Origin of the sequence: Dysgonomonas sp. (genome assembly GCF_035323175.1) — a bacterium.
Classification (GTDB): Bacteria; Bacteroidota; Bacteroidia; order Bacteroidales; family Dysgonomonadaceae; genus Dysgonomonas.
This window is the reverse complement of sequence record NZ_DAOKYH010000001.1, coordinates 664,686-687,074: the sequence shown is the minus strand read 5'-3', so window position 1 is coordinate 687,074 and position 22,389 is coordinate 664,686. Positions and strand designations below refer to the sequence as shown.

At 37.6% G+C, this 22,389-nt stretch carries 17 protein-coding genes and 1 riboswitch; of the genes, 7 read left to right on the top strand and 10 right to left on the bottom strand.

What is annotated here, in order from left to right; all coding sequences use genetic code 11:
• Window positions 1-145: 145 nt before the first annotated feature.
• Complete coding sequence (locus PKC55_RS02885; RefSeq protein ID WP_283687160.1) at window positions 146-1,264, bottom strand: NHL repeat-containing protein; 1,119 nt, start codon at window positions 1,262-1,264, stop codon at window positions 146-148.
• Between the two features lie 12 nt (window positions 1,265-1,276).
• Complete coding sequence (locus tag PKC55_RS02880; RefSeq protein WP_324371769.1) at window positions 1,277-3,268, bottom strand: TonB-dependent receptor plug domain-containing protein; 1,992 nt, start codon at window positions 3,266-3,268, stop codon at window positions 1,277-1,279.
• 93 nt (window positions 3,269-3,361) lie between these two features.
• Window positions 3,362-3,543, bottom strand: a riboswitch (cobalamin riboswitch).
• A gap of 213 nt (window positions 3,544-3,756) precedes the next feature.
• Here PKC55_RS02880 and PKC55_RS02875 point away from each other — a divergent pair.
• From PKC55_RS02875 to secDF, 4 genes are all read left to right on the top strand, one after another.
• Entirely contained in the window at window positions 3,757-4,698 is a 942-nt protein-coding gene (locus PKC55_RS02875) for an RluA family pseudouridine synthase (RefSeq protein ID WP_252638122.1), read from the top strand.
• Between the two features lie 12 nt (window positions 4,699-4,710).
• Window positions 4,711-5,265 (top strand): helix-turn-helix domain-containing protein, encoded by a 555-nt coding sequence (locus PKC55_RS02870; RefSeq protein WP_006842856.1) that lies wholly within the window; start codon window positions 4,711-4,713, stop codon window positions 5,263-5,265.
• Between the two features lie 42 nt (window positions 5,266-5,307).
• Window positions 5,308-6,963, top strand: a complete 1,656-nt coding sequence (locus tag PKC55_RS02865) for an AMP-binding protein (protein ID WP_252638123.1) — start codon at window positions 5,308-5,310, stop codon at window positions 6,961-6,963.
• Window positions 6,964-7,227: 264 nt separating this feature from the next.
• Window positions 7,228-10,215, top strand: a complete 2,988-nt coding sequence (secDF, locus tag PKC55_RS02860) for a protein translocase subunit SecDF (protein WP_324371763.1) — start codon at window positions 7,228-7,230, stop codon at window positions 10,213-10,215.
• 193 nt (window positions 10,216-10,408) lie between these two features.
• Here the strand turns inward: secDF and dnaB are convergent, their stop codons facing one another.
• Window positions 10,409-11,926 (bottom strand): replicative DNA helicase, encoded by a 1,518-nt coding sequence (dnaB, locus tag PKC55_RS02855; protein ID WP_135105203.1) that lies wholly within the window; start codon window positions 11,924-11,926, stop codon window positions 10,409-10,411.
• 100 nt (window positions 11,927-12,026) lie between these two features.
• On the bottom strand, window positions 12,027-13,016 hold the full coding sequence (gene gldB, locus PKC55_RS02850; RefSeq protein ID WP_291124002.1) for a gliding motility lipoprotein GldB: 990 nt from the start codon (window positions 13,014-13,016) through the stop codon (window positions 12,027-12,029).
• 174 nt (window positions 13,017-13,190) lie between these two features.
• Here gldB and tsaD point away from each other — a divergent pair, with 174 nt between their 5' ends.
• Window positions 13,191-14,207 carry a tRNA (adenosine(37)-N6)-threonylcarbamoyltransferase complex transferase subunit TsaD gene (gene tsaD, locus PKC55_RS02845; protein ID WP_303888319.1) on the top strand — a complete coding sequence of 339 codons (1,017 nt, stop codon included), beginning with the start codon at window positions 13,191-13,193 and terminating at the stop codon, window positions 14,205-14,207.
• Window positions 14,208-14,261: 54 nt separating this feature from the next.
• Here tsaD and PKC55_RS02840 read toward each other — a convergent pair whose 3' ends face one another.
• The 4 genes from PKC55_RS02840 to PKC55_RS02825 all read right to left on the bottom strand — a co-directional run bounded on the left by PKC55_RS02840 (window position 14,262) and on the right by PKC55_RS02825 (window position 18,412).
• Window positions 14,262-15,401 carry a hypothetical protein gene (locus PKC55_RS02840; RefSeq protein ID WP_135105194.1) on the bottom strand — a complete coding sequence of 380 codons (1,140 nt, stop codon included), beginning with the start codon at window positions 15,399-15,401 and terminating at the stop codon, window positions 14,262-14,264.
• Window positions 15,402-15,509: 108 nt separating this feature from the next.
• Window positions 15,510-16,067, bottom strand: a complete 558-nt coding sequence (locus tag PKC55_RS02835; protein ID WP_291128153.1) for a 5-formyltetrahydrofolate cyclo-ligase — start codon at window positions 16,065-16,067, stop codon at window positions 15,510-15,512.
• A gap of 173 nt (window positions 16,068-16,240) precedes the next feature.
• A complete protein-coding gene (locus PKC55_RS02830) occupies window positions 16,241-17,962 on the bottom strand; it encodes a S41 family peptidase (protein ID WP_291128155.1) in 1,722 nt (573 codons plus the stop codon).
• Window positions 17,963-18,412 (bottom strand): deoxycytidylate deaminase, encoded by a 450-nt coding sequence (locus PKC55_RS02825; RefSeq protein ID WP_006842865.1) that lies wholly within the window; start codon window positions 18,410-18,412, stop codon window positions 17,963-17,965.
• A 574-nt stretch (window positions 18,413-18,986) separates the two neighbouring features.
• Here PKC55_RS02825 and PKC55_RS02820 point away from each other — a divergent pair.
• Window positions 18,987-19,610: an inorganic pyrophosphatase gene (locus tag PKC55_RS02820; protein ID WP_135105191.1), complete on the top strand. Its 624-nt coding sequence runs from the start codon at window positions 18,987-18,989 to the stop codon at window positions 19,608-19,610.
• A complete protein-coding gene (locus PKC55_RS02815) occupies window positions 19,600-20,454 on the top strand; it encodes a metallophosphoesterase (RefSeq protein ID WP_291128158.1) in 855 nt (284 codons plus the stop codon). Before PKC55_RS02820 ends, PKC55_RS02815 begins: the two co-directional genes overlap by 11 nt.
• A 19-nt stretch (window positions 20,455-20,473) precedes the next feature.
• On the opposite strand, the gene PKC55_RS02810 is transcribed toward PKC55_RS02815, so the two are convergent.
• Window positions 20,474-21,190: a DUF4276 family protein gene (locus PKC55_RS02810; RefSeq protein ID WP_291128161.1), complete on the bottom strand. Its 717-nt coding sequence runs from the start codon at window positions 21,188-21,190 to the stop codon at window positions 20,474-20,476.
• Entirely contained in the window at window positions 21,190-22,326 is a 1,137-nt protein-coding gene (locus tag PKC55_RS02805) for an AAA family ATPase (RefSeq protein WP_291128164.1), read from the bottom strand. Before PKC55_RS02805 ends, PKC55_RS02810 begins: the two co-directional genes overlap by 1 nt.
• Window positions 22,327-22,389: the final 63 nt, after the last annotated feature.

Here is a 22,389-nt window from a genome sequence, read left to right as displayed (position 1 = left end):
TAGTAAATACAATATTTTATTTTAATAAGAATATAATTCCGTTCAAATTGAGTGATCTTCTGATTTACTAAATTTTTAATTTGATTTGTAGTTATTAATCATACAAACTCATAGAAATATAACTATGAGTTTGTATGAACTTCGCTTATTTGACTGTAGGATATACTGCAATCGGATTCAAACCTTTTGTGTCAAATGTTTTAATTAATTTACCATCTGTATTGAAAACATACATATCTCCATCGGTCTTATAGTCTGATGTACCTATAAAGATATACTTTTTCACAGGATCTGATGATATACTATATGGTTTGTTCAATACTGTACCATCAGTGATAAAGTTATTAGTTAACACCTTTTCTGCTTTAGCATCATATACACTATATGTTATAATCTGATTCCAATTGGCATCGTATTGAGAATATATAATGTATATATTATCGTTACATATTGTCATCCATGTAGCATTTCCTACCTGAGTTACTTCTTGTGTATCTGCATCTATTCGTTGCAATGTATTTGGAACATCATTATAATTTCCATTTGATATTACATAGATATCCCCTTGACTATCTACAACCATTTTATCAGGATTTATAACAACATCTAGCATCTTAATCTCTGTAAAAGTCGCTACATCTACAACCGAAACTGTTTTATCATAACCAGTAGCTGTATTATAGTCCAACCCTCCTGAATTTGCGACATATAATTTTCCTTTGGATGCTCGTACATATTCAGGGTTACGGCCAACTTTGACCTCAGCTTCAATTTTTAAAGTATTCGGATTTATTTTGGCCAAATACCCATCAAAATATGTGACATATACTTTACCATCATAAGCTGTAAGATTTCTCGGCTGTTGCTTTTTTCCATCTTTAGTAGATTCTATAGTACTTAATATTTTACCCGTTTTGTCCAAAACATAAATAACAGCAGATCCTGATACTGCTATATAAGTTCTATCTCCGTAGGTTATTATATCTTGTCCAGTATCTCCCAGTCCTTTACTATTTATTGATTCGAAGACATTGTAAGTAACCTTTCCTGTTTCATAGTCGTAATAAGCAATATTTGCGTTATTACTTCCGCTTTTTCCACTATTTAATATGTATGATCCTGTTCCTGCCAAAGGTGGCTCAACAATAGGTGGTTCAACAACAGGTGGTTCAACAACAGGATAGCCTTCGTCATCACTACATGATGCGAATCCTAAAACTAATGCTACAAAGAGAAATGCGTAAAAAATCTTATTTATTTTCATATGAATAAATATTTAAAAATTATAATTAGCTGATATTGTAAAAGATCGTCCCGGCATAGGATAATATTGTACAATTTGATAATTCTTGTTTGTCAGATTAATTAAATTGAGTTGGAGGCGTAAGCTATTATTATTTAATATAAAAGACTTATTTAGTGAAATACTATGATCTGTATATGATTCTATCTCATTTTTGGGTATATTCTGATCAAGAGCGTAACGTTTGCCTGATATAATAACAGTATATGCAAAATTTAACAAAGGGTTTTCTAAACTTACCGATGCCGAACCATAATGACGCGGTGTGTAAGGGATTTGATCTTTATAGTTTTTACTATTTTTATCTGTTACATCTATAACTCTCTGATAACTATAATTGCCTGTGATATTTAATGATATTTGGGATGTTAACAATGTATGAAGACGGAGATTCAGATCCACTCCGGTCATATCGACCTTTCCATAATTACGCATCTTAAAAATGTTCATTGTAGGAAAAGGCACAATTTTATCATCTACTTTATTTTTGTAACCATCTAAAGATATACTCATAAAGTCAATAGTCTCAGATATTTTTTTTGTCCAAGTCAATCCCACATTGTATTGTGTTGCATATTCCGGTTTCAGATTTATATTGCCCATACGTATGTAATACATATCATCAAAAGTTGGCACTCTAAATATCTTTTTATAAGACCCACGAAATCTTAAATTAGCTTCTTCGAAAGGTAAGTATGATACACTTATAGATGGTGTTACCTTTTTCTTATCTTTAGGGGAGTCTCCCGTCAGAACGCTTTCGTCAACATATGTAGCTAAAAGGCTTCCGGTTACGGTTAGATATTTATTAGTAAATTGAGCAGCCAAAGCTGTGAGTGATGAAATTCTCTTCGGCTTGTCCACATCTTCAAAATTACTATTCAACTTATTCTGAAATATATCTTCAAATAAACTTATGGATAGATATTTTAGAGGCTTGTACATCATACCTACAGATGCATAGTATTCATACTGAGTGATGCGGTCTTCTTGTTTGTTTTCTGCTGTATTATTGGTTATTGACAAATATTTATAATGGTTGCGACTGAATTTTAATTGCCCTTTTATACTTATTTTATCATTAACTCTATTTTTGTAATATAGTTGGGAGAACAAATCCTTGTTCCATACTCTTTCGTCATTATCGTCTCTGTAGAAAATTACAGAACCCGGCAGACCTCTTTCCGAATCATAATAATTTACTTTAAATTTCAGCTCGCCGGCTTTGCCCATATTCCCATAGAGGTTTAATTCTGTACGCCAGATATCAACATCAGAATTCCTCCGCTTACGCTCTTCGGTTTGATCCGCATTTTTAAATGTGAATTTATATCTTCCATCTGCTCTTTCCCATCCTGTATTTAACGAAAGAGAGAATTTCTTATTCAGTCGGTGTGCATAATAGACAGTAGGATTGAAAAGCCCATAAGAACCAGCTTTAACTTGTATATTTCCATTATATGATTTATTCTTAAAGGCAGGGTTTGATGTTATTACCTCTAATAAGCCGGCTGATGCATATGATCGTGCTGCCTGAAATATATCATCAGACTGACCAATAGAGAGAGTTATCATAGAAACATTATCCAATGAAAAACGACTGATATCGATCTGTCCGGATTGAACATTACTCATCGTAACACCATCATAACTAACTGCAGTATGTTGAGCCCCCATCCCCCTTATAGAAACAGTTTTCATGCCTCCAATACCTCCATAATCTTTTACTGTAACTCCCGAAAAACGGCGGACAGCATCTGATACGGACAGTATTCCTATTCGTTCAATCTCTGTATTATCAATAACTTGAAGTGGAGTTGTAGATCGTGAGACAGATGGTTTGATCTGTGCAGAAATTTCTATCTCTGACAGTTTCTTTGCATTGAGACTATCATTAATCTGAGCCTGCATATGCATACAGCCTACTACAAATAAAAATATAAGGGAAAATAAAAAAGTCCTCATCTTCACAAATTATTCAATAAAATGCTTTCGATAAGAACAAAGAAAAGACTATATAATCTTGACACTGTTTCTTAAGCTCTATTCCTCGAAAGCTGTCCGAACTATTACTTTGCAGGTCTTCTGACTTACTCCAACTTGTACAGCCTTCCCATTTTGAATAACAGTGGCTATGTTGCACAAGCTTTACAGAGCTTACAGCAGCGGGTCTGTTCAGGATTTTCACCTGATTCCCTTTCAATTCGTTAACAAACGAAACAAAGTGCTGCAAAGGTAAGGATAAATTATATTGAAAGACAAAATATAAATGTTAATTCCGCTAGCATGCTTCATGCGAAAGATATTATCCTGTGTTTTATGACTCTATGCATTAAAGTTCTCCAACCTTAAGCAGCCATGATTTAAATTAATATTTGTAAATCGACATCTAATGTTGTGTTTATCTTAAAAGAAAAACGCTTACCTTTGTTTCATATTCATATATAAATGAAATGAGGAATACAACCAGAGATAAAGTATTGCAGGAAATAAAAGTTGATCAACCGGCTCAATTGCTAGATTTCCTTGTCCAAAAAGAAGTGCGTAAAAGTCGCAACGCAGTTAAATCGCTTCTTGCACATAAACAAATCAAAGTAAACGGAAAGCTTATCACTCAATTCGATTTCGAACTGAAGGCAAAAGATAAGGTCTCTGTTATGAAATACGATCAGTCTCGAAAAGAAAAAAGATTGAAGGGATTAAAGATTGTATTTGAAGACGACGACTTACTTGTCATCGAAAAAGAAGCAGGATTTTTATCTGTAGCTACAGATAAGGAAAAGTCACGCACTGTATATAACTCTCTGAATGAATACGTAAAGAAAAAAGATAAAAAAGCACGTGTTTATGTTCTGCATCGCCTCGACAGAGAAGTTTCGGGACTAATGATCTTTGCGAAAGACATGGAGCTACAGGATATTTTTCAGAAAAACTGGGACAACCTTGTACCTAAGTATTCATACATGGCAATTGTAGAAGGACGCCCGAATCCTAAAAATGGAACTGTAACATCGTGGCTTACCGAAAACAAGAATTTTGTAATGATGTCCTCCCTTATCGATAACGGAGGACTGAAATCTGTTACACATTACAAGACACAAAAATCGAAAGGCGGCTATTCACTATTGGATTTTGACCTTGAAACACGACGCAAAAATCAAGTAAGAGTACACATGCAACAGATCGGACATCCGATTGTTGGCGATAAGAAATATGGTGCTTCAAATAATCCGATCAAAAGAATCGCCCTTCATGCCGGGGGACTAATTTTGAAACATCCAAGAACAGGGGAATTGCTTGAATTTAAAGCCGGCATCCCTAAAGCAATGCAAATACTAATATCCGAAACACAAAAAGAAAGAAAGGATAAGCCCGAAAAAGAGGAATCAATTTAATACATTTTAGGTATGAATGAAGATATTAAGCAGATAGGTCAGCGTCTGAAAGGTCTCCGTGAGGCTTTGGATATGACGACCGAAGAGTTCGCTTCATCATGTGGTATAGATCCTGTGGTATACCTCGAATATGAAGAAGGGAGAAAAGATTTGACTATCAGTACACTGAAAAACATTGCATCGAAACATAATATAGATGTTTCTGTACTGATGTTTGCTGACGAACCTCGCATGAGCAGCTATTTTTTGACGCGCAAGGGAAAAGGTTTAGCTGTGAAGCGTGTTTCAGATTACAGTTATCAGACGCTAGCCGGTGGATTTAACAATCGAAAGGCCGATGTGTTTGAAGTTACGGTAGAACCCAAGCAAGATAGTGTAAGGATACATCATAGCACACATACCGGGCAAGAGTTTAACCTTATCCTTGAAGGACGGATGCTTTTACAAATAAATGGGAAAGATTTGATATTGGAAGAAGGTGATAGCATCTACTTCGATTCAAGCCTGCCGCATGGAATGAAAGCTCTGGACGGAAAACGAGTGAAGTTTATTGCTGTTGTGCTTTAAGCTGGTATTTTCATTTACTAAAAGATTAATCACCATTATATAATGTTGGAAAAATTTGTAAAACAAATTCATTTTACTTCAACTGAAGATTTTGCAAAGCATTATCACGTTGAGATTCCTGATAATTTTAATTTTGGATATGATGTAGTTGATGAATGGGCACGAATAAACCCTACTAAAAGAGCTATTTGTTGGGGTAATGACCAGGGAGAACACATCGATTTCACATTTGCAGACATCAAAGAACAGAGCGACCGTACAGCTGCTTATTTCCAGTCGTTAGGCATAGGACATGGAGATATGGTAATGCTTATCATGAAACGACGCTACGAATTCTGGTTTGCTGTTATAGCTCTGCATAAGATAGGTGCGGTTGCGATTCCGGCGACTCATCTATTAACAAAAAAAGACATTGTTTATCGCAATAACGCGGCAAGTATAAAAGCAATCCTTAGTGTAAATGACGAAACAGTCATAAGTCACATAAATGAAGCAATGGCGGAGTCGCCAACAGTGAAGTGCCTTATTGCATGCGGGGAAAATATACCTTCGGGATGGAACGATTTCCATAAAGGAATAAAAGAAGCGAAACCTTTTGTACGTCCCGATCATGTAAATACCAATGATGATATTTCTCTGCTGTATTTTACTTCAGGTACAACAGGAGAACCGAAAATGGTAATTCACAATTTTGCTTACCCTTTAGGGCATATTGTAACAGCTAAATATTGGCACAACCTGCACGAAAACAGTCTGCATCTTACAGTTGCCGATACGGGATGGGCAAAAGCCGTGTGGGGAAAACTATACGGACAGTGGATAGCTGGTGCGGCTGTAATGGTATTTGACCATGAAAAGTTTACACCTCAATTGGTATTACACCTTATAGAGAAACATAAAATCACTTCTTTTTGCGCACCTCCGACAGTATTTCGCTTTATGATTCGCGAAGATCTGTCTCACTACGACTTATCTTCGTTGGAGTACGCCACTACAGCAGGTGAAGCTCTCAATCCATCTGTTTTCGAGGCATTCTATAAAGGTACAGGAATAAAGATGATGGAGGCTTTCGGGCAAACTGAAACCACGCCGACTATTGTTACTTTCCCATGGATGGAACCAAAACCCGGAGCAATGGGTGTACCCAATCCGGCGTATGATATGGACTTGATAGCAGCAGACGGTCGCTCGGTAGAAGATGGCGAAGTAGGTGAAGTTGTTATTAAGACCGACAAGTGGAAACCGCTAGGTCTATTTATGGGTTATTATCGTGACGAAGCGCTAACAAAACAGGTATACCATGATAATGTATACCATACCGGAGACATGGCTTGGCGCGACGAAGATGGCTATTATTGGTTTGTAGGACGTATAGACGATGTTATCAAAAGTTCGGGATACCGTATCGGACCTTTTGAAGTAGAAAGCGCTTTGATGACACATCCGGCTGTTGTAGAGTGTGCTATTACCGGAGTACCGGACGAAATACGCGGACAGGTAGTAAAAGCCACTATTGTATTAGCTATGGACTATAAAAACAAGGCCAATGATCACCTGAAGCGTGAGATACAAGACCACGTAAAAAAGGTTACAGCTCCGTACAAATACCCTCGCATCATCGAGTTTGTTGAAGAACTACCTAAAACAATTAGTGGAAAGATCAAACGAGCGGAAATAAGAAAACAGGAAGAAAATTAATAATACATCGATGCAAGAACATGTTTATCGGCATAGAGTATAAAACTATTATCTACCGATTTGCATATTTGCTTAATCTCTAATTTCTTTATATTTATTATGATTTGTAAAGAATAAAAGATTATATTTGCACGCCTAAAAGTGTGCATATATCTCCATTAGGCCTCATTTTATTGAAAAGAGGTGTCTGGGATATATGTGTATTTTATTAATTTTGAAGAAAATAGAAATAATATAATTAAATAACAAAAAGTAAAATCCAAAATGCAAAACAAAGGCTTTGTAATTACTTTTGCAATACTCCTAACATTAGTTTGTTTGTTTTACTTGTCTTTTACGTTTGTAACAAGAAGTTACGATAAGAAAGCGGAAGAATACGCAGCTGCATACGCTACGGAGCATGCAAAAGGCGATCAACTACTCTATGATGAGTTGTATAATAAGCAATATACTTTCTACATAGACTCAATGTCTACAGAGAAAGTTTGGCCTAAAGGTATCCTGGGCATTGGAGATAGCATCGGCTATACTCTGAAAGAATGCCGTGAGAAAGAAATTGGCCTCGGACTAGACCTTAAAGGTGGTATGAGTGTTATTGTGGAAGTAGATGCTGCCGCAGTACTTCGTTCACTTGGAGATCCCGACAATGAGGCGTTTCAAACAGCTTTAGGACAGGCTTCGGACGAAAACAGAAAAGGAAGTAACCGAGACTATATCTCTATTTTTGTTGATAAATTCAAAGCTAGTAACGGTAATAACAAATTAGCATCAATATTCAGTACAAAACTGAGAGATCAGGTATCTCCTACCGATGATGATAATAAAGTAGTAGCTGTTTTAAGAACAGAATTGCAAAGCGTTGCTGACAACTCATTCAATGTGTTGCGTACACGTATCGACCGTTTTGGGGTAGTTGCTCCTAACATTCAGAAACTAGACCGTGCAGAACGTATACTAATCGAATTGCCGGGAGTTAAAGAACCTGAACGTGTGAAGAAACTATTGCAAGGTAGCGCAAATCTTGAGTTCTGGAAAACATACAACCTACAGGAAATCCAAAACTATATTGAGTTGATGGATCAGCGTTCGAAAGAAGTGTTAGCTGCAAATGGTACTACTGCACCTGTAGCTACAGATTCTCTAGCTGCTGCAACCACAGACTCTGTAAAAGTAGAAAGCACCGATAATCTTGGATTTACAAAACCACTTCGTTCATACTTTACAACCTTTGCAGGTGGAGCTATCGTAGGTTTTGTAAATAAAACAGATACAGCTGCCGTAAATAGAATTTTACACAGATATCAAGATTTATACCCTGGCGACCTAACATTTGCTTGGGGCTTCAAAGCTGAAGATCTAAAAGAAACACAATTTGCTCTATATTCACTTCGTGGTGATGGTATCAAAAAAGGTCCGGCTCTTGATGGAGATGTTGTAATCTCGGCTAAAGCTGACCAGTCTCAACACGGTTCTGCATGGGAAGTAGATATGCAGATGAATACTACAGGAGCGCAACGTTGGGCTACTATCACAGGAGCTGAACAAGGAAGAAGCATCGCTATCGTTCTTGACGGGTCTGTATATTCAGCACCAAACGTTCAAAACAAAATTGAAGGTGGTCGTTCTCAGATCACAGGTCGTTTTACTGTAGATGATGCAAAAGACTTAGAGAACGTTCTTAAGTCTGGTAAGATGAAAGCAGGTGTACATATCGTACAAGAAGATATTGTAGGGCCATCTCTCGGACAGGAAGCTATTACTGCCGGTATATTCTCATTCTTATTAGCCTTGGTATTATTGATGATCTATATCTGCGTTATTTACGGATTGATACCGGGATTAATCGCAAACTCGGCACTAATTGTCAACTTGTTCTTCACGATAGGTATTCTAGCTGCTTTTGGAGCGGTGATGACACTGCCGGGTATAACAGGGCTAGTATTGGCACTTGCACTTGCTGTGGATGCTAACGTATTGATCTATGAGCGTACAAGGGAAGAATTAAGAGCGGGTAAAAACGTGAAAATTGCCGTAGTAGACGGTTACAGACATGCATTTTCTGCTATCTTCGACGGTCACGCATCTCAGGTAATTACGGCTATCATTCTTGCATACTTCGGAACAGGTCCGATACAAGGATTTGCTACAACGTTGATAATTGGTATCATCGCTTCGTTCCTTACTTCTGTATTCCTTACACGTATATTCTATGAATATATGTTCGAAAAAGGTAAATTCAGAAATCTTACATTCTCTACATCTCTTTCTAAGAAACTGTTTTTGAATACAAATATCAATTTCTTGGGAATGACCAAAAAGGTTGTTATCTTCTCTGCCATCATTTTGGTGTCAGGATTGGCTTCATTATTTATCAATGGATTGAATGGTGGTATTGACTTTACAGGTGGACGAAACTATTTGATTCGTTTCGATAAGAATGTAAATGCTGATGATATAGAAAAACTACTAGTTCCGGAATTCCAAGGTTCTACGGTTCTTGTATTGACTAGTGGATCAGCAACGCAATCTTCTACAACAAGTCAGGTGCGTGTTACAACAAACTACAAAGTAGAAGAAGCAACAGATGCTGTAGAAACAGAGATCAGAGCTAAAATGACCAGTGCATTGAAAGAATATTTGGCACCAAATACAACAATCGACAACTATATACAAAGTTCTCAACGTGTAGGGCCAAGTGTTGCCGACGACTTGAAGACCGCTGCTACAATCGCAGTTGTAATTGCCGTAATATGTATGGCTGTCTATATCCTTATCCGTTTCCGCAACATAGCGTTCTCGGCAGGTACATTCTTCGCAGTAGCACACGATGCTGTATTGGTTATTTTCTTATACTCTTTACTATATAAGATAATGCCATTCTCGATGGAAATCGACCAGTCGTTTATTGCTGCGGTATTGACGGTAGTAGGTTACTCTATCAATGACAAGGTTGTAATCTTCGACCGTATCCGCGAAATCAGAAACATGTATCCAAAACGCAATATAACCGAAACTATTAATGAGGCATTGAACTCAACATTAGGACGTACGATGAATACATCATTGAGTTCTATGTTGGTTGTATTCTGTATCTTCTTATTAGGTGGTGATACTATCAGAAGCTTCACATTTGCGATCTTCATCGGTATTATTATCGGTACATATTCTTCCGTATTTGTTGCTACTCCAATAGCATGGGCTATCTTCAAGAAAGAAGAAAAGAATAAGGATACTGCAATTGAAGCGAAATAAAACTAAATAAATTGTCTTTTCGATATAGAGGCTGATTAAACAATGTAATCAGCCTCTATTTTTTTGTAGAAACTTAAAGAATATATCTTTAGGTCTTCAATGAGATTATCGACAAAAAAATCCTTTCATAGTGAATATGAAAGGATTTTTCTTATATACCTAATATGTAATGTGAATATATATTTTGCTCGTGTTAGAAAGGAACAAAGTCATTCCCTCCACCTTGCATAGGATGTGGCGGCTGATCTGCCACAGGGTGATTGTTGATCTTAGATGAGAATTGTTGACCTGCTCCAAAATTATAATCATCATCAATATTCTGAAAACGGGCAAACTCGCTCTTGAAGCGTAGCAACACATCGCCTGTAGCACCATTACGATGCTTTGCTATAATAATTTCGGCAAGCCCTATCAAAGAGTTACCTTTATCATCTTCTAATATTTTATAATATTCAGGACGGTGGATAAAACATACCATATCGGCATCCTGCTCAATAGCTCCCGATTCGCGGAGGTCAGACAATTGCGGACGCTTACCCTCTGCCCCTGTACGCCCCTCAACCCCACGATTAAGCTGCGAAAGGGCAATAATTGGGATGTTCAATTCTTTTGCTAATCCTTTCAATGAACGGGATATCATACTCACCTCCTGTTCACGGCTACCATAATTCATACCGCTGGCATTCATTAGCTGGAGGTAGTCAATTATGATAATCCTAACGCCATGCTCACGGACCAGACGGCGTGCTTTTGTTCTCAGTTCGAAAACTGACAAACTCGGGGTATCATCTATAAATAACGGTGCGTCGTAAAGCTCTTTTATTTTGAAATCGAGCTGTTCCCACTCGTAAGGTAGTAACTGCCCATTCTTTATCTTTTCGCCCGGTATTTCGCATGTGTTTACGATCAAACGGTTTACGAGCTGTACGTTCGACATCTCGAGAGAGAATAATGCTACCGGATATTTATAAGACACAGCCATATTTTTGGCCATTGACAACACGAATGCGGTTTTACCCATAGCCGGACGAGCTGCTATAATAACCAAGTCGGAGTTTTGCCAACCCGAAGTTATCTTGTCTAGCGGAGTAAATCCTGTTTCCAGACCACTTAACCCTTCAGGACGGTTTGCCGCTATTTCAAGTAAATGTAAGGCTTCTTTGATGACCGGGTTGATCTGCGTCACATCCTTCTTCACATTGCCCTGCGATATCTCGAATAGTTTGCTCTCAGCTTCCTGCATGAGATCGTCAACATCTACGGTTTCATCAAATGCTTTGCTTGTTACATTTGATGAAAAAGAGATAAGTTCGCGTGCAAGATATTTTTGAGCTATAATACGAGCATGAAATTCGATATGGGCAGCAGATGCCACTTTCTCGGTCAACTGTGCTATGTATACAGGGCCTCCCACTGTCTCCAATTCTCCGTCTTTGCGTAATTGTTCGACAACAGTAAGCATATCGATCGGAGCCTGACGCACAGCCAGATCTACTATTGCTCTGTATATAATCTGATGAATGGAATCGTAAAAACTTTCTGGCTTAAGAATATCACTAACAACCGAATAAGCATCTTTCTCTAGCATTAGGGCTCCGAGTATGGCCTCTTCCAACTCTCTGGCCTGTGGTTGTATTTTTCCTATATCCGGAACTAAAGTTGTTTCCTTTGGTTTGCGTTTTCCTTGATTCCTAAAATTTGACTCTGCCATTTATCTGAACTCCCCCTTCCATAAATTTTATTCAAAGATAAAATAAATAATATTGAATGGAGACTTAAGTTTTGAACAAGGAGCTGTTAATAACTTTTTTTTACGGGTTATATTTTGCACCTTTCAAAATTGTTTGTGCATCCATAGATAATATATCTTCCAGTAAGAATCCCTTCTTATTGGCATACTGATTTAGGATCTGCCAGCCTATCCATGCACCTACACGTCCCGGAGATTGAGGTGATACTACTATTGTAGAAGCAGCATCATTGGTGAGACGGGTGATAAGCATGTGGTCGGTAGAATAAAGATAATTTTCTTTTACTATTTTTTGCCAAATATCTTTTTCGTTATTCTTGCACCAAGCTGATTGTTGGGATGTATATCCTATCAGATTATCGGTATCCTCGCCCGGAAGCAGAATGGATAGTGCATACAAAATTTTACCTTCATCTATCATCGCAGACAGAAAGGTTTCGTGATCGGCAGGTTTTATAATATCACTTATCAGCCAAGCTTTGATATAATCCTTTACAATATCCTCCGGTTGCATTTGAAGGCGTTCGTATGGTTGAAAGAAACTTTGATAAGCCGGATAGTCACTACCCAAGTACTTGTCAATCGAGAGAGATATAAGATTGTTTACGATAATTACATTTGCCCTGAAACCTGAGACATGCATCGCTAACCGAGGTAGTTTTTTACCGGGAAAATTTTCTTCTACCAAACCGTTTACCGCAGTCAACTTATCTTCGTATACAGATACGTCTGCATATTTAGTGGATACATCCTGATATATTTTGAGTAGGTCTTCATTCGCAAAGTAATCTCTAAGTTGAGGAAAAAACGTCGCTTGATCGCTAGTCTTCATGGCGATTTGCCCAAAAGCAGGAAGCAACAAGGGATATTTTTCGGTCAGAGATTTTTCTGTTGCGGCATCAGGGTGTTGTATATAATTGTATATATCTTTATCGAAGCGTATAATGGTTACTCTCTCTTGCGCCGAATGTCTGTTGTCGCTCTTCACCGTGCCCGAACAGCCGATGAAAGATATTATAATAAAACCTAATAAGTAAGTTATATTTTTCATTTATTCCCTTTTAAGATTTCTTCTTTGCGAAGATAATTTATATTTTTTAATTTTGTTCCGCTTTATAAACAAACATATATGTATAATGTTATAACTAAGAATGTAACAATATATTATATATTTTGGAGCAAGTAATAAGCATAGTCTCTTATAGAAAAAAAATAAATCCAACGAATGATAACTATATTAGGAATAGAATCTTCCTGTGACGATACTGCAGCAGCCGTTATACAAGATGGGGTGCTTTTGTCAAATGTAATATCCAGCCAGAAGGTTCATGAAAGTTACGGGGGTGTTGTTCCCGAATTGGCTTCACGAGCACACCAGCAAAACATTATACCGGTAGTAGATCAGGCTTTAAAAAAGGCCGGAGTCAACAAAGAAGATCTGTCCGCAATTGCCTTTACCCGAGGTCCGGGACTTATGGGTTCGTTGCTTGTGGGTACATCTTTTGCTAAAGGGTTATCGTCGGCACTAAATATCCCGATGGTTGATGTTAACCACCTGCATGGACATGTTTTGGCTCACTTTATCAAAGAGAATAAAGATGATGACAACCAACCACAATATCCGTTTTTGTGCCTATTGGTTTCGGGGGGAAATTCACAAATAATTCTTGTGAAGTCATACAAAGAAATGGAGATCGTAGGACAAACAATCGACGATGCCGCCGGCGAAGCTTTTGACAAATGTGCGAAAGTGATGGGACTGGGTTATCCCGGAGGACCTGTTGTTGACCGATTGGCAAAAGAAGGTGATCCTACCAAGTTTAAATTGAATAAGCCGCATATACCGGGTTATAATTACAGCTTTAGCGGATTGAAAACTTCTTTTCTATACCTCTTGAGGGATGAACTGAAAAAAGACCCTGACTTTATTGATAAGAATAAAGAAGATCTTTGTGCGTCATTACAAAAGACAATTATCGATGTACTGATGGAACAACTCAGACGAGTAGCCAAAGATTACAATATAAATGAGGTTGCCGTGGCCGGAGGAGTATCTGCAAACTCGGGGCTTCGTGCAGCTTTCGAAGATCATGCAAAACGTTATGGCTGGAAAATACATATCCCTCCTTTTGGATATACAACAGATAATGCGGCAATGATAGCCATTACCGGTTATTTTAAGTATTTAGACAAAGATTTTTGCTCTATGGATGCTGCTCCATACTCGAGGGTAGTAATGTAAAAAGAGATAGTAGAAAAAGAAAAGGATTGCCTACCGAGACAATCCTTTTTCTATTTATATATTTTTCTTATATGCTCTTCTTTTCTTATGATTCTCGGCATTAAATCCGTCCCAAAGAGAAGCAACCTTGTTATTCATCTCCAACTCGGGATTTGATTCCGCAAACTTGAAGCCACACTTATGCGCTGATGGTATAAAATCGTTAAAGATGATAGCATTTACACCTTTTCCTTGATATTCGGGCGAGATACCAATCAGTAGAAGGTCTACGACAGGATTTTTCTTACTTTTGAGATCCCTCAAGAGATTTATCCAACCAAATGGAAGGAATCGTCCACGAGATTTAATAAGTCCACGAGAAAGGCTTGGCATAGCTATACCAAATCCAACCACCTCATCGGTATCTTCTTTAATTATTATCGACACCAGATCCCAGCGAAGCAATGGCACATACATTTTCACATAGTAATCTATCTGACGTTGTGTCAATGGAGCAAAGCCATATAAAGGCTTATAAGCAACATTCAACAGTTCAAATATTTTACTTACGTACGGTGTTATTTGCTTTAGGCTTTTAAATTTAAGTACCTTCAGACCATATCGCTGCATCACCATGTTAGCGATACGCTGATGTCTTTCAGGAACAGAATCAGGAACAGGTATCCGATATTCATTCCAGTCGGCATCCTTCTCAAATCCGAGGCGTTCTATCTGATCTCTGTAATACGGATAACTATATGTTGTAGACATTGTCGACTCTCGGTCGTAACCTTCAATCAGCAAGCCTTCGTGATCTAAGTCGGTAAAGCCCATAGGCCCTACTATAACATTCATACCTTTGGCTTTCGCCCACTTCCCTGCCGCATCGAATAAAGCATCTACAACCTCGTTGTCGTCGATAAAATCAACAAATCCGAAGCGTGCATTTTTTTGATTCCAGATTTCATTCGCTGTGTGATTTATAATACCGGCAATACGGCCAACGATCTCGCCATCTCTATATGCCAAGAACAATTGTTTTTCACAAAAATCGAATGCGGGATTCTCTTTTTCATTCAACGTACCCAGTTCATCCAGAACAAGAGAAGGTACATAATATGGAGAATTTTTATAAAGAACATCGGTAGGAAATTTAATAAATGCTTTTTTCAAAGCTTTATCATCTTCTTTAACCTCCTTAATGATTATAGACATAGATTAAATAATATGGAGAATAAACTTATTTTCAGAACGCAAATATATGGATTTTTTATTTATTTAATATATCCCCTTAAACTCATAATTAAATGAAATAATATTTCTTTATTTCCAAATAAATTCATTTTCAGAGACAATATAATCCATCTTTATATCATTCGTATCAACAGGGATAGTATCCAGAAGCTGAAATTCGAAACATATACCCATTTTAGGAGCCGAAACGAGAGACAAGAAGCGATCGTAATACCCCCTACCTCTGCCCAGACGTCCCATCTTTCGATCGAAGGCTACACCGGGAACAATAATTAAATCCACCTTTTTATAATCGGTAAAATTATCACCCAATGGTTCCATTATACCATACGAAGATTGCTTCAAAGTGGTATCCTGAACATATTTTCTGAAAACAATATCATCCTTAACCACAACTGGCAAGTAGAAATTCTTTTCAGCACTCCAACGGTTGATAAAATCGAGGGTCTGTACCTCATCCCCCATACTATTATAAATAAATATAGTTTTTGCCTGCTGAAATGCTCCTGTTATTTCCAAAACCGATAATACTTCTTCCGAACGATTGGATAAGTCGTCAGCTGAATATTGTTTCTTTAACAAGGATATTTCTTTTCTCAGTTTTTCTTTTTGCTGTGCTATATTCATTCTTTATTTTCTTTGTTCCGTTGGAGATATTTTGTTTGTATAATTAATTCCTTCAACAAAAATACATTTCTTTTTCTAATTTCTACTTAAATAGAACGAATACAAGAAAAAAGGATAAAAGTAGAGTTCTACTTTTATCCTTCTGTTTTATATTATATCATAACCAATCCACATTATTTATATGCTCCTTTCTTTATGGCATCAGGCGTAGCCTTATTAGCCTTAAGCAATCTTACCGCTTCTTTTATCATCTGCTCATCTCTTTGGAACATTTCATAGAAATTGTCTTCGCTGAAGAAGTTGCGTATAATAAATGCTTCGAGCTGTGTTTGAAGAAGCTTGCGCGATTCATCTATCAAATATGGCTGTTTACGGATTCCCTTTGTATAAGCATAGTCTGCAAAATTATCGACAATAGGCTGTGTCGATAAATATTTTGCAGCATCAGTCCATGTTTTAAAGCTCTTCAGTTTATCTCTGTTCTTTTCGGTGTACACATAGCTAAACTCTCTGAGTAACCCTTTATTCGCTACTCGCATGTAGTACGAATTGATACCTGTCGTATCGCGAGGGACAAAAACATCGGATAAAACGCCATCGTCACCATACACAGGTCTTCCCGAAAGAGTATGGAAAAGAGGTAAATTATCGAACTTGATACTATCTCTATTGTCAAATTCGCCTCGGCTATATCTGTTATACAGATCCATACTATATGTCTGGCGGTCTCCCTTTTCGTATGCCTTTTGTACACATCTACCGGACGGTGTATGATATCTGGCAATTGTGAGTCGCATAGCAGAACCATCGTTGAACTTATATTGAGCCTGTACCAATCCTTTACCAAACGAACGACGACCGACGATCAATCCTCTGTCGTTATCCTGTATAGCTCCGGCAAATATCTCACTGGCTGATGCACTTGTTTCATCGAGAAGAACCACAATCTGGCTTTGCTTGCATGTACCCGAATTATCAGCATAATAATTTTCACGAGGATAAGCTCTTCCTTCAGTATACAAAATAAGCTCTCCGTTGGCAAGGAATTCATTCACCATCATTATGGCAGCTTCCATGTATCCTCCTGTGTTTTGTTGGAGGTCTACAACAAAAGATTCACAACCCTGACTTTTCAATTTAGCTATTGCCGAAATAAATTCGTTATATGTTGTGCTGCCAAACTTACTTACCTTTATGTATCCTATCTTATTATCAAGCTTGTACGATGCATCCACACTCTTCACCGGCACAAAGGCTCTGGTTACTACAAATGGAATCAACTCATCGCGCCCTTGTCTCTTCACCCCTATTTTGATCTGGGTCTTTTCAGGCCCTTTGAGTGTGCTGTACACTTTATTTTCATTTATTCCTTTGCCCACAAACAGAGAGTCATTCACAGTTACAACTCTGTCTCCGGCCTGTATACCGACAGCTTCAGAAGGTCCGCCCGGTATGGCTTTTACAATTGTCAGCGTATCGTTCAATATGATAAACTCAACACCAATACCACTAAAATGACCTTCCAATTCGTCATCTTTGCGGTTCATAATATCTGCACTAATATAATCTGAGTGTGGATCTAATCCGGCCAATACGGTTGGTATAGCATTTTCGATCAGCGCATCTACATTTACCGTATCCACATAAGACTTATTGATATAGTCGAGTACAACGTCGAGCTTATTGCCTTTTCGCCCTAAAAATCCGCTTCCCGAACCAAATATAGAATAAGCATTTCCTATAAAGATACCAACAGCGACACTTACAGCAATGCACAACGGAAGCCAGATATAAATACCCCTTCCTCCTTTTTTAGTTTTACTACTATTATTGTTCTCTGCCATTTTGCTGTTTGTCCCTTCCCAATTGTTGTTCAAGTTCTTATCGCTTTCCATTTAATCTTCCGATCCCTCTGTGTTAGTTTCTATATCTATAAATACGACCTCTACTCCCGCACGTTCGAGAAGAGAAGCTCCATCTGTACGCCGATATTTCTGATTATACACAACCCGCGTTATGCCCGCCTGAATTATAAGTTTTGCACATTCTATGCAAGGCGATGTAGTCACATACATCGTAGCCCCAAGACTACTGTTATGCGAACAGGCTACTTTCGTGATTGCATTAGCTTCGGCATGCAGAACATATGCTTTGGTTTCGTTGTTTTCATCTTCGCAAATATTCTCAAATCCTGAAGGAGTACCATTATACCCATCGGATATAATCATTTTATCTTTTACAATAAGGGCACCTACTTTTCTGCGCTTACAGTACGAATTTTCGGCCCAAATAGCCGCCATTCTCATGTATCGCTCGTCGAGCAACCTTTGTTTGTCATCGCTCATGAAATTACGTTCTAAAAATTCGAACACAAAGATAATGAAAAGTTCACGATTTAAAGTATTTAGTTAATTTTTATATAATCCACAAATTACCTTTTTGGGCATTGTGGAGGCATATTAAATTTTATTTATAAATGATAGATAAAAGAAGGTCGACAACATTGCTTTTTCTTATCAGAATTATCTCTTATAGAGGTCTTTGAAATAATTGAAATAGATTGTGAGCTAAAACGTCGCTATTATAAGAAATCATTAAATTAATTCTACCCGAATATCCATCCAAGTGTAAAGGTAGATATAAAGTGACAGTGAAATAAGGTTCGAAAGGTGTTACTTTTGTCACCTTTTGCAAACAGAAAAGCTATCAAGATGTAATATATCAATCGGTTACAATAAATAATCGGCAAAGCAGAATATTGTAAATATTGTTACCTTTTTATAGATAGTGATTTGAATTTGGAAATTCGTAACCGAAAGGTATTGAGTTATAAAAGTCGGTATTTTAGGTGAAACAAAAATATTGCTTTAAATTTGCAGCAAAAAATAGGATATACATTATAAGTTTTTAAGATTTGTTATGAACGACCATCAATTTAAAGCACATCCATGGCATGGAATAAATGCCGGAAGCAATGCACCTCAGGTAGTAACTTGCTTTATAGAAATAGTACCTACCGACACAGTTAAATATGAGGTGGACAAAGAAACCGGTTACCTTAGCATCGATAGACCACAGAAGTACTCAAATATCATTCCTGCCCTTTATGGATTTATCCCTCAAACATATAGTGCCGACCTTGTAGCAGAACTTACAAACAATGAATTAGGAAGAACTGATATAGAAGGAGATAACGACCCTGTAGATATTTGTGTTCTGACTGAAAAGGATATCACACATGGAGATATAATAGTAAAAGCCAGACCGATAGGAGGTTTCAGATTACTAGATCATAACAAAGCCGATGATAAGCTTATTGCAGTACTCGAAAATGATGCTATCTACGGTGCATACAAAGATATATCGGACGTACCGCCAATGGTAATAGACCGTCTGAAACACTACTTTACCACCTATAAGGATTTACCCGGAGACAAGTCTCCTCGGTGTATTCTTACAGGCACATACGATGTAAAAACAGCACACGAGGTTATACGCCGCTCGATAAAAGACTACGATAACAAATACAGAAGTGACAAATAAGAGGAAGAAATATCTGGCTTATTTTTCGCTGGCAGCCTTAATGGTTGCCAGTATCTGTCTTATATATGGTTATCTGGAAGCACGGAATATAAAACTGAAAGAACTGACATTCCGAAGCAAAGATATCCCCGAAGCTTTTGTAGGAAAGAAGATAATCTTCGTATCGGATATTCACTCCGGGAAATATTTTACAGGCAAAGATGTAGCACGTCTGGTAGAGAGAATCAATGAACGAAACCCCGATATAGTGATTATCGGAGGGGATAACACCCTAAAGAGCACAACATACTCGCGGCCTTTCTTTGACGAAATAAGAAAGCTGAAAAGTAAATACGGAGTATACACTGTATTGGGCAATCATGATCACTGGGAAGATGCCAAGCTAATACAGCAAGGCTTTAGCAATTGTGGCTTTCATATCTGCGACAATGAGTCATACTGGATAAAAGAAGGTAATGACAGTATAAAAATCGGAGGTGTAGGAGACCTTTGGGAAGATGTGCAGATTATAGACAATACGATTAGTGATGTGAAGCAAAACAACTTCTGCATATTGCTGTCTCATAACCCCGACTACATGGAATTGCTAGACACAGACCTTGTAGACCTTATGCTATCGGGTCACACACATGGGGGACAAATAACACTTTTTGGATTGTATGCTCCAATTATGCCGGCCACCAATCATCCCGAATATATGCAAACGGGACAAAAATACAGGTATGGTTGGAAAGAAAAGGGTAAAACAAAATTATATGTTACTTCGGGCGTTGGTATGGGCGGATTTCCATTCCGTTTTTTCGCACAACCCGAAATTGTAGAAATAACGCTAGAGCAGAAATAAGACAAGAGTAAAAAACTACCTACTTCTTACTTCCTTTGAAGTTATCGATCACACTTAAAAGCTTGTTCAAAGAGCCGACATCGTAACGTACCTGATGCCTGAGACGATTAAAGTCTAGTTTATTTACAACTCTCACCGTAGCATTATATTTCTTTGTATACGACTTGCCTACAAGCCTGTAGATATTATCCAGATCTTTAGCCGGATGTACTCTCGATTCTGAGTTTATGACATAAGGATCAAACCCAAGCCTATCTTTTATAAATCGTCCTGTCAGCCGTTTGTCTATTCTCTTGAAGTGATTCGTTTCTGCCATAAACCAGGCTTCTATTTCGTGTATTGCAATTACAATATCAAAATATGGAGCATCTGCTCTCAGTTTATTCGGCAAGAAGCGCAAACCTTTTTCCAACTTCTCCAAATCATCTATCGGTATAGGATAAAGATCACGGACACCGATGATCATTTCATACCCTCTTTGTCGAAGGTTAGAAATGTTATCTAGTATCTCCGATTTTACCCTGTTGTCTGAACCACAATCAAAAATAAGCACTTCGTACTTCGGATTTCGAGAAAATGACGAGTTCCGAACAATCTCTTGTTTCGGTATATTAGAACCTCCACGAAATTGTTTCTGAATAATATTAATCTGTTTATAGCCAAAGACTTCCTTTATCAAGCGATTTATAAAAATCTGCTCAGTCTGTCCTTCAACGAAAAAAGCAATGCGTCTCATCAAACGTTATTATCCTCATCCATAATGCCAAAACCTTTCTGGTAAAAGTCTGTGGCCAAAAAATCGAAGTTATTAAGTCCCGTATATTTAAAGTCTTCAAAAGTATCTTTCGAATTTGTATAATCGTAGAATATCGATTTGCTATGATCCCTACCTATTACAGACCAATAGCGAAGTGGTATTTGGTTCATAATGTAGCGATCGTTGGTGGTCATAAAGAATTGCATATTAGATTTGTTCACCTTCTTAATAACGATGTCTGTTATTTTCTTAGAGCTTTCAAAATCAAGACCTTCTCCAATATCATCAATCAACATACAAAATGAAATATTCTTCAATTTCGCATAATGCAACAATATCAATAAAGACAGAGCCCGATACATGCCTTGAGACATTTCACGTTGAGAAACAGTATATTTACAATCTTCTTCAACGCATAGTCCGTAAAGTCCATCAACCTCTTCTATATCGATTTTAGAAATATCATAGCCTAAATCCTGCATGCTCGACAGAATCTCTGATATGAAGGCTTCACCGAACAGCTCTCTCCCCTTGTAGAAAGCGTGAATCAGAGTTTCCGGGTCATCAATATCTTTATTGTTTTCCTCCCCGACGTAGTCTTTCACCAATTTCTTTTTCTCCAACTGGTTTGCAAACATATAGTTTCTGAGAGACCTCCCCCACTCTACAAAACTTTCGTAATAGGATTTCCCTTCGCTGTTTTGCAAAGTAATGGCCAGTTGATTATCTGACACATCCGCATCAAGTCTATTATTTTCAAGATCGATGAATATCTTCTTTTCCCTATCTAATAAGACTTTCTCATCAAACATCAGAACCTCTGTGATGATAGTCCTGTTTTTGAAGGCAAGTATATACTTATATGTGTTTTCACCCTCAGTAAAAATGATTTCAAAGTTTTCGCTAGGACTAACAGTTTGTTTTAAACTAATCTGTCCCGAAAATAGATTTGCAATTTGTCTTATCAGATTTAATGTCCGGCTTTTTCCGGATGCATTTTTGCCCACCAAAAGATTTAGATTATCAAAGTAAGCATAATCATCATTACTGCCTACGATACTCCATTCGCGAGGTTCACCCGCATAACGAATATATTTTAATGCACGAATTATCATTTGGGTCTATATTTTACAAAGAGTATAAAATTTTACCTCCTCAAATATACACTTTTTTCTCTC

Bases quoted from the DNA above. Each gene is read 5' to 3' on its own strand.
- PKC55_RS02880 (WP_324371769.1), bottom strand. From the start codon at position 3,268: ATGAGGACTTTTTTATTTTCCCTTATATTTTTATTTGTAGTAGGCTGT.
- PKC55_RS02885 (WP_283687160.1), bottom strand. From the start codon at position 1,264: ATGAAAATAAATAAGATTTTTTACGCATTTCTCTTTGTAGCATTAGTT.
- tsaD (WP_303888319.1), top strand. From the start codon at position 13,191: ATGATAACTATATTAGGAATAGAATCTTCCTGTGACGATACTGCAGCA.
- PKC55_RS02835 (WP_291128153.1), bottom strand. From the start codon at position 16,067: ATGAATATAGCACAGCAAAAAGAAAAACTGAGAAAAGAAATATCCTTG.
- PKC55_RS02870 (WP_006842856.1), top strand. From the start codon at position 4,711: ATGAATGAAGATATTAAGCAGATAGGTCAGCGTCTGAAAGGTCTCCGT.
- PKC55_RS02820 (WP_135105191.1), top strand. From the start codon at position 18,987: ATGAACGACCATCAATTTAAAGCACATCCATGGCATGGAATAAATGCC.
- PKC55_RS02875 (WP_252638122.1), top strand. From the start codon at position 3,757: ATGAGGAATACAACCAGAGATAAAGTATTGCAGGAAATAAAAGTTGAT.
- PKC55_RS02825 (WP_006842865.1), bottom strand. From the start codon at position 18,412: ATGAGCGATGACAAACAAAGGTTGCTCGACGAGCGATACATGAGAATG.
- PKC55_RS02840 (WP_135105194.1), bottom strand. From the start codon at position 15,401: ATGTCTATAATCATTAAGGAGGTTAAAGAAGATGATAAAGCTTTGAAA.
- PKC55_RS02865 (WP_252638123.1), top strand. From the start codon at position 5,308: ATGTTGGAAAAATTTGTAAAACAAATTCATTTTACTTCAACTGAAGAT.
- PKC55_RS02805 (WP_291128164.1), bottom strand. From the start codon at position 22,326: ATGATAATTCGTGCATTAAAATATATTCGTTATGCGGGTGAACCTCGC.
- PKC55_RS02830 (WP_291128155.1), bottom strand. From the start codon at position 17,962: ATGGAAAGCGATAAGAACTTGAACAACAATTGGGAAGGGACAAACAGC.
- gldB (WP_291124002.1), bottom strand. From the start codon at position 13,016: ATGAAAAATATAACTTACTTATTAGGTTTTATTATAATATCTTTCATC.
- dnaB (WP_135105203.1), bottom strand. From the start codon at position 11,926: ATGGCAGAGTCAAATTTTAGGAATCAAGGAAAACGCAAACCAAAGGAA.
- PKC55_RS02810 (WP_291128161.1), bottom strand. From the start codon at position 21,190: ATGAGACGCATTGCTTTTTTCGTTGAAGGACAGACTGAGCAGATTTTT.
- secDF (WP_324371763.1), top strand. From the start codon at position 7,228: ATGCAAAACAAAGGCTTTGTAATTACTTTTGCAATACTCCTAACATTA.